The following is a 6,077-nucleotide window of genomic DNA, read 5'->3' as shown; positions in this document are numbered from 1 at the left end:
TCTTGTTCATCCCTGCCGTCCCTGAAATCACGCTGCCCGATCGACGCCAACAGGCAACGATCAGGAAACAAAAGGTGTTTCAGGAAGATTCTCGGCGACAACAGCTTCATCAGCGAGGCATTTGTTCACACAGCCAGCACGGCCTCCCTTCCTTCAATTCAGTGGTGTAGGTCGTTGGTATTGCATGATCAAATCGAAAGCAGCCGCAATGTCAATAAACGTTTCTTAACGCATGGGTCAGCGCCCGGTGCCGAGCTGCCTCGATCGGCGCAACTGGCGCTTGCGTTCCGCGATCGCCAGTTGCAGCGCCTGATCGTCACCGTACTTGCGGATCGAGAACAACTTGCGCTGCTCGACGCCCCCGATCCTCGTACGGGCGACCCACGCCCGAGGCCGGCCCTCGCGGTCGAGCAGGCAGCCCACGCCTGCAAAGCCCGTCTTGATGTGCTTGCTCGACATCTCGGTCGGAACATCCGACGGACTGGGCAGATCCGCAGGGACGTCCAGCGCGATGGGCGATGGCTCCCTTCGATGGCGCTGTACCAGCGCTGCGGCATCTCCCTTCAAGGCGCCCAGAAAAACAGTGTCGCGCATCAGTTCAAGCTGGCGCGCCCGCTCGGCCATGGCCATCTGCCGCGCCTGGCGGCCGTAGCGGCCGACGCTGAACGACTTTTGTAGCAGCTTGCCCGCGACCAGAGTGTGCGCGGTCCACAACAACGGCTTGCCGCTCGCATCGCGCCGACAGAAGATGCCGGGGATGCCTTTGGAGTCCCGCCGCGGGCGCTGCGCCGCATCGCGTCGGGGCTGCGGCGGCAGCGCCGTGATGAGTTCATCGCGCCAGGCCCTGGCCATGCGCAGCGCTTGTCGTTCGCCTCCGTGGGTGGAAAAAAGGAAGGCCTTGCGATGCCGTTTACCGCGCCGCGTGAGATCCACAACGACGCGATCCCCCTGCCGATACACACCATAGTCCTGCGCAGACTTGGGGCGGCGATCAGGCCAGGCCTTGCTTCGCACGGTCTTCAAGAAGGCCGGCGCCCCGCTAGCCCGGCGCGCCGGCGCAGCTCGGCCATGAAGCGCTCGCGCTCGCGCGGCGACACGAGCACGAAGCCGCGCTCCAGCGTGATCTTCACGCGCCGCAGCGACAGCGCCGACGCCGAGAGCGGGTTGCGGCTGGCCTGGACGCCGCGGATGCGCGCATAGGGCACGCGCTGACGGATCAGGCCGCAGCGCACCGCCAGGTGGTCCGCCTCCAGCGTGTAGCGGCAGGGCACGGTGAGCGCCAGCACCGCCGCCAGCGTGGCCGCGCCGATCGCCAGCGACAGCACGCTGCCCATGGCCAGGCCCTGCCACACGCACAGCCCCACGGCCAGCGCGATCACGGCGACCAGCCAGGCATCGACCCGCGAGGGGAAGACTTCGGCGGCGGTCATGCGATGGTTCAGAGGTCTTCAGGCCGCGAAGGAATGTCGCCCAGCGCCTCGTCGTTGCGCACGTCGCCGGCGGCCTTGAGCACGTCGATCGACAGGCCGCGCTCCTGGCTGGCGAAGCCGCTGGCGATGCCCTCGAACACGTTGGCCAGCGCCGCGTCGCCCTCGCCCTTGGCCGCGATGCTGAGGTTGAGCACCCGTGCGGCCATCTGCCGGTAGCTCACGGCGCCGGCGCGCTCCAGCACGGCGACCAGGTCCAGGTACAGCGCCAGTTGCATGTCGAAGACCATCTTCGGCGTCGGCTCGAAGCCGTCCAGGCCGTCGGCGGCGCCGTGCTGGGGGTGGTTGTCGCTCATGCAGATCTCCCGTGTGTGGCTAGAGGTCGGATGGGGTGTCGTGGCGCCTCATCGGCGCGGGTGGCGGCGCTGGCGCATCGCCTCGTACAGGCATACGCCGCTGGCCACCGAGACGTTCAGGCTCTCCACGGCGCCGGCCATGGGGATGCTCACCAGTTCGTCGCAGGTCTTGCGCGTCAACTGGCGCATGCCCGGGCCCTCGGCGCCGAGCACCAGTGCCAGCGGGCGTGCGAGGTCGCAGTCGTACAGGGTGCCGGGCGCGTCGCCGCTGGTGCCCACGCACCAGATGTTGCGCTCCTTCAGCTCGTTCAGCGTGCGCGCCAGGTTGGTGACCATGAAGTAGGGCATGGTCTCGGCCGCGCCGCTGGCGACCTTGGCCACCGTGGCGTTGATGCCGGCGGCATGGTCCTTGGGCGCGATGACCGCGTGCGCGCCGGCGCCGTCGGCCACGCGCAGGCAGGCGCCGAGGTTGTGCGGGTCGGTCACGCCGTCGAGCACCAGCAGCAGCGGCATGGTGCCGGCGGCGTCGAGTCCGTCCAGCAGGTCGTCGAGCGAGAGCGCCTGCGCCACCGCCTCGACGCGCGCCGCCACGCCCTGGTGGCCGTGGCTGCCGGAGAGCTTCGCGAGGCGCAGCCCATCGGCCTCGATCAGGCGCACGCCCGCTTCCTGCGCGCGGGCGATGAACTGCTTCATGCGCGCATCGCGTCGGCTGGCGTCGAACAGCACCTCGATCACCGAGCCGGGCGCGGTCTTCAGCCGCACGCCGACGGCGTGGAAGCCGAAGATCACTTTGGGAGCAGAAGCCATATCGCTCGGGATTATCGAGGCTGGATGTGGCGGCCCCCGGTAGGAATCAGGCCAGAGGCAGCGTGCTGTCGGCCCGGCACAACTCGTCGTGCAGCGCCTGCACGGCAAGCGTCTCGAAGGTGGTGCTGCCGGTGGCGCCCACCGCGCCGACGAAGCGGCAGGCGGCGAAGCCGCCCGCGCGCGCCTCGTAGCGCGCGACCCAGGCCTGGCGCTCGGGCAGCCGCTGCGGCGCCACCGGCCACACGCCGGGGCGCGGGCGCAGGTGCTCGCCGATGCCGATGCGCCAGGGCTTGGCGCTCACGCGGGCGCGGAAGCAGTGCTGGTTGCGGCACATGCGCGCGTACACCGGGTCGGCGCCCAGCGCATGGAAGCAGTCCGCCACCGCCGCGTCGTCGGGCACGAAGCTGCGGTGCATGGCCAGCGCGCGCAGGCCCGCCGGCGTGCGGTACAGGCGCAGGTGCCAGTCGGGCCGCTGGACGATGAAGCGGTCGATGCGCGCGCGCACCGCCTGCAGCGGATCGTGCGCCGCCGCGGCCTGCGCTCTTTTCTTCTTCTCCGCGCGGACGAGCCACAGGCCCAGCGCCAGCACGAGCACGGCGGCTGCCAGGGCGGTGGTCCAGGCGCCGGTCGCCCAGCCCACCACGGCCCCGGCGGCCACCGCCGCGCCGAAGACGGCCAGCCCCGGTGCGCCCGCGGGCGCCTGGTCGTCGAAGTCCACGTCCACAAACAGCACCTCGGGCGTGTTCAGGCAGCGCGCACCGTAGCTGTTGCGGGTCACGACCGCGCTGCCGTGGCGTTCGACGATCTCCTCTCGGATCGGCAGGCCCTGGGCGCCGTCGTAGCCGACGCGGCGTTCGCGGCGCGCCAGCGGCTCGCCGGCCGCGATGCGGTCGAAGGCCTCCTGCGTGCGGGCATCGGCATGGGCCTGCGCCTCGGCTTGGCTGTCGTCGGACCAGCCGAAGCGCCGCACGGTGATCGAACGGCCGCCCACGCGGCGATGGATGCGGCCTTCGGCCCAGAACTGCGGGACGATCATCCGCGCAGCAGCATCCAGGCCAGCGCCAGCAGGCACGCGAGCACGACCGCCAGCGCCACCCAGCGCCCGGCGCCGCCGCCGCGCACGCGGCCGGGCTCGTGCATGGGGTCGAAGGTCGCGCCCTCGCTGGCCAGGCCGGGCACCGCGCCGCCGGGCTGCCCGCGCGCCGCGTCGACGAGGTCCTTCGCCTCCTTCAGCCCGAGGCCGGTGGCCTCGCGGGTGAGCTTGATCGCCTCGATGGTGCGACCCCGCTGCAATGCGGCCATGGCGCGGGGCGGCAGGCCCGCCGACGGCCGATGCGCGGACGGCGCGTCGAAGCCGTCGAAGGCGCCGAAGGCGCCGTCGAACGCATCATCGTCATCCGCCGCGCCTGGCCCGCCGTTGCCGTAGCGCTCCACCGCGTCCTTGGACTCCTTCAGCCCCAGGCCGGTGGCTTCGCGGGTGAGCTTGATGGCCTCGATCAGGTCGCCGCGCTGCAGGGCGGCGATGGCGGCGGGCGGCAGGGTCGGCATGGCGAAACTCCGGTGGGCGCGTCAGGGCGCGATGGATCCGATGGCCGCGCGCGCCGGGTCCGCGGGCACGGCGGCCTCGTCGAAGGCCGTGGTCTCGTTGGCCGCGACGCGGCCGGCCTCGATGGTGATGCGGCGCTCGCAGCGTGCGGCGATGCCGCGGTCGTGCGTCACCAGCACCAGCGTGGTGCCCTGCTCGCGGTTGAGCTCGAACATCAGCTGCATCACCTGCTCGCCGGTGGCGAAGTCCAGGCTGCCGGTGGGCTCGTCGGCCAGCAGCAGCTGCGGCTGCACGACGAAGGCGCGCGCCAGCGCCACGCGCTGCTGCTCGCCGCCCGAGAGCACCTTCGGGTAATGCCCGAGGCGCTGGCCCAGGCCGACGCGCGCCAGCATGTCGGCGGCGGCCTTGCGCGCGTCCCTGCGGCCGGCGGTCTCCAGCGGGAGCATCACGTTCTCCAGCGCGGTGTAGTTGGCCAGGAGCTGGAAACTCTGGAAGACGAAACCGATCTTCCTTCCGCGCAACGCCGCGCGCGCATCCTCGTCCAGGGCGAACAGGTCCTCGCCGCCGATGCGCACGGTGCCGCGGGTGGGCACGTCCAGCCCGGCGATGATGCCCAGCAGCGTGCTCTTGCCCGAGCCGGAGGCGCCGACGATGGCGGCGGTCTCCCGCGCGCCGAGGGTGAAATCGATGTCCCGCAGAATGTCCAGCGTGCCGGTGGAATCGGTGACGGACTTGAAGACGTGCTCGACGCTGACGATGGGCGGGCTGGACGGCATGAACAGAAGGCTTGGAAGGAAAGGACGCGCGTGACCGCGGCAACCATGAATCGACGTGACTTTAGCCTGCGCGCCGCGCAGGCGGCCGGCGTGCTCGCCGCCGGCGTGGGGTCTTGGCCCGCAATGGCTCAAGCCCAACAGCCGGCCGCCGGCACCGGAGCGGTGCGCCCGCTGGTGCTGGTGGTGGGCGACTCGCTCTCGGCCGAGTACGGCCTCAAGCGCGGCGAAGGCTGGGTGCCGCTGCTGCAGCAGCGCCTGGAAAAGGAGAAAGTGCGCGCCGGCGTGGTCAACGCCAGCATCAGCGGCGACACCACCGCCGGCGGCCGCGCCCGCCTGCCGGGCCTGCTGGCGCAGCACAGGCCCGACGTGGTGGTGCTGGAGCTGGGCGCCAACGACGCCCTGCGCGGCCTGCCGCTGGCCGGCACCGAGGACAACCTGCTGCAGATGACGCAGGCGGCCCAGAAGATCGGCGCCCGGGTGCTGCTGGTGGGCATCCAGGTGCCGCCCAACTACGGTGCCGACTACACCCGGCGCTTCGGCGAGATCTTCCCGCGCGTGGCCGAGAAGACGAAGGCGGCGCGGGTGCCCTTCCTGCTGGCCGGCGTGGCCGACGCGCCCGATGCCGCCAGCCTCTTCCAGGCCGACCGCATCCATCCCAACGCCGGCGCGCAGGCCCGCATGCTCGACAACGTCTGGCCCGAGCTGCGCAAGCTGCTGGCGAAGTAGCGCCAGGACAAAAAAGACCCCTCGGTCAACCGCTTCGCGTTTGCCCGATCCCCCGGGGGGATGCTTTTTTGTCTTGGGGCGGCCCGGCGACAAAAAAAAAAGCCGCCGCCGGCAGTGCCGGGGGCGGCCTTGTTTCTTGCGCTGCGGCCGGAGGGCGGCTCAGCCGTCCTTGGTCGGCTCGGAGGGGACGGTGGGCGGGTCGCGTTCCAGCGAGGCCACGTCGGTCTCCGGGTCGCCGGGCATCAGGCCCGGGCTGCTCGGCTGCAGCTTCCGCTCGGCCTTGGCGCGCAGCTTCTCCTCCTTTTTCTTCTTCTTGGCCAATTCCCGCTGGCGCTTCTCGAATCCGTAGTTGGGTGTGGCCATGTCGTTTCGCTCCTCTTCGACCTGCTGCGGCCCCTCCATGCGGAGGCCGCGCCGCGTCCCACTGTAAGCGATAACT

The 6,077-nt window shown here is 71.0% G+C and carries 9 protein-coding genes; 1 reads left to right on the top strand and 8 read right to left on the bottom strand.

The window, feature by feature from the left end:
- Nucleotides 1-237 precede the first annotated feature (237 nt).
- Genes Q392_RS17055 through Q392_RS17025 form a run of 7 tightly spaced genes read right to left on the bottom strand, consistent with a single transcriptional unit; the run spans nucleotide 238 to nucleotide 4,912 of the window.
- On the bottom strand, nucleotides 238-1,023 hold the full coding sequence (locus Q392_RS17055; RefSeq protein ID WP_157008039.1) for a hypothetical protein: 786 nt from the start codon (nucleotides 1,021-1,023) through the stop codon (nucleotides 238-240).
- Complete coding sequence (locus Q392_RS31370) at nucleotides 1,020-1,430, bottom strand: PH domain-containing protein (protein ID WP_051953608.1); 411 nt, start codon at nucleotides 1,428-1,430, stop codon at nucleotides 1,020-1,022. Before Q392_RS31370 ends, Q392_RS17055 begins: the two co-directional genes overlap by 4 nt.
- Nucleotides 1,431-1,438: 8 nt before the next feature.
- Nucleotides 1,439-1,783: a hypothetical protein gene (locus Q392_RS17045; protein WP_051953606.1), complete on the bottom strand. Its 345-nt coding sequence runs from the start codon at nucleotides 1,781-1,783 to the stop codon at nucleotides 1,439-1,441.
- Between the two features lie 48 nt (nucleotides 1,784-1,831).
- Nucleotides 1,832-2,590: a 23S rRNA (guanosine(2251)-2'-O)-methyltransferase RlmB gene (gene rlmB / locus Q392_RS17040; RefSeq protein WP_038210327.1), complete on the bottom strand. Its 759-nt coding sequence runs from the start codon at nucleotides 2,588-2,590 to the stop codon at nucleotides 1,832-1,834.
- Nucleotides 2,591-2,636: 46 nt separating this feature from the next.
- Nucleotides 2,637-3,626 carry a hypothetical protein gene (locus tag Q392_RS17035; RefSeq protein WP_038210324.1) on the bottom strand — a complete coding sequence of 330 codons (990 nt, stop codon included), beginning with the start codon at nucleotides 3,624-3,626 and terminating at the stop codon, nucleotides 2,637-2,639.
- On the bottom strand, nucleotides 3,623-4,138 hold the full coding sequence (locus Q392_RS32025) for a ribosomal protein L7/L12 (RefSeq protein WP_038210322.1): 516 nt from the start codon (nucleotides 4,136-4,138) through the stop codon (nucleotides 3,623-3,625). The genes Q392_RS17035 and Q392_RS32025 overlap by 4 nt, the downstream gene beginning before the upstream one ends.
- A 21-nt stretch (nucleotides 4,139-4,159) precedes the next feature.
- The gene (locus tag Q392_RS17025; RefSeq protein ID WP_051953604.1) at nucleotides 4,160-4,912 is read right to left on the bottom strand and encodes an ABC transporter ATP-binding protein; all 753 of its coding nucleotides are present in this window, start codon (nucleotides 4,910-4,912) and stop codon (nucleotides 4,160-4,162) included.
- Nucleotides 4,913-4,957: 45 nt separating this feature from the next.
- Here Q392_RS17025 and Q392_RS17020 point away from each other — a divergent pair, with 45 nt between their 5' ends.
- Nucleotides 4,958-5,638, top strand: a complete 681-nt coding sequence (locus Q392_RS17020; RefSeq protein ID WP_038210321.1) for an arylesterase — start codon at nucleotides 4,958-4,960, stop codon at nucleotides 5,636-5,638.
- A gap of 159 nt (nucleotides 5,639-5,797) precedes the next feature.
- Here the strand turns inward: Q392_RS17020 and Q392_RS17015 are convergent, their stop codons facing one another.
- Nucleotides 5,798-6,001, bottom strand: a complete 204-nt coding sequence (locus Q392_RS17015; protein WP_038210355.1) for a hypothetical protein — start codon at nucleotides 5,999-6,001, stop codon at nucleotides 5,798-5,800.
- Nucleotides 6,002-6,077 lie beyond the last annotated feature (76 nt).

The sequence above is a fragment of the Xenophilus azovorans DSM 13620 genome (assembly GCF_000745855.1).
Lineage (GTDB): Bacteria > Pseudomonadota > Gammaproteobacteria > Burkholderiales > Burkholderiaceae_C > Xenophilus > Xenophilus azovorans.
This window is presented reverse-complemented; position numbering and strand designations above follow the sequence as displayed.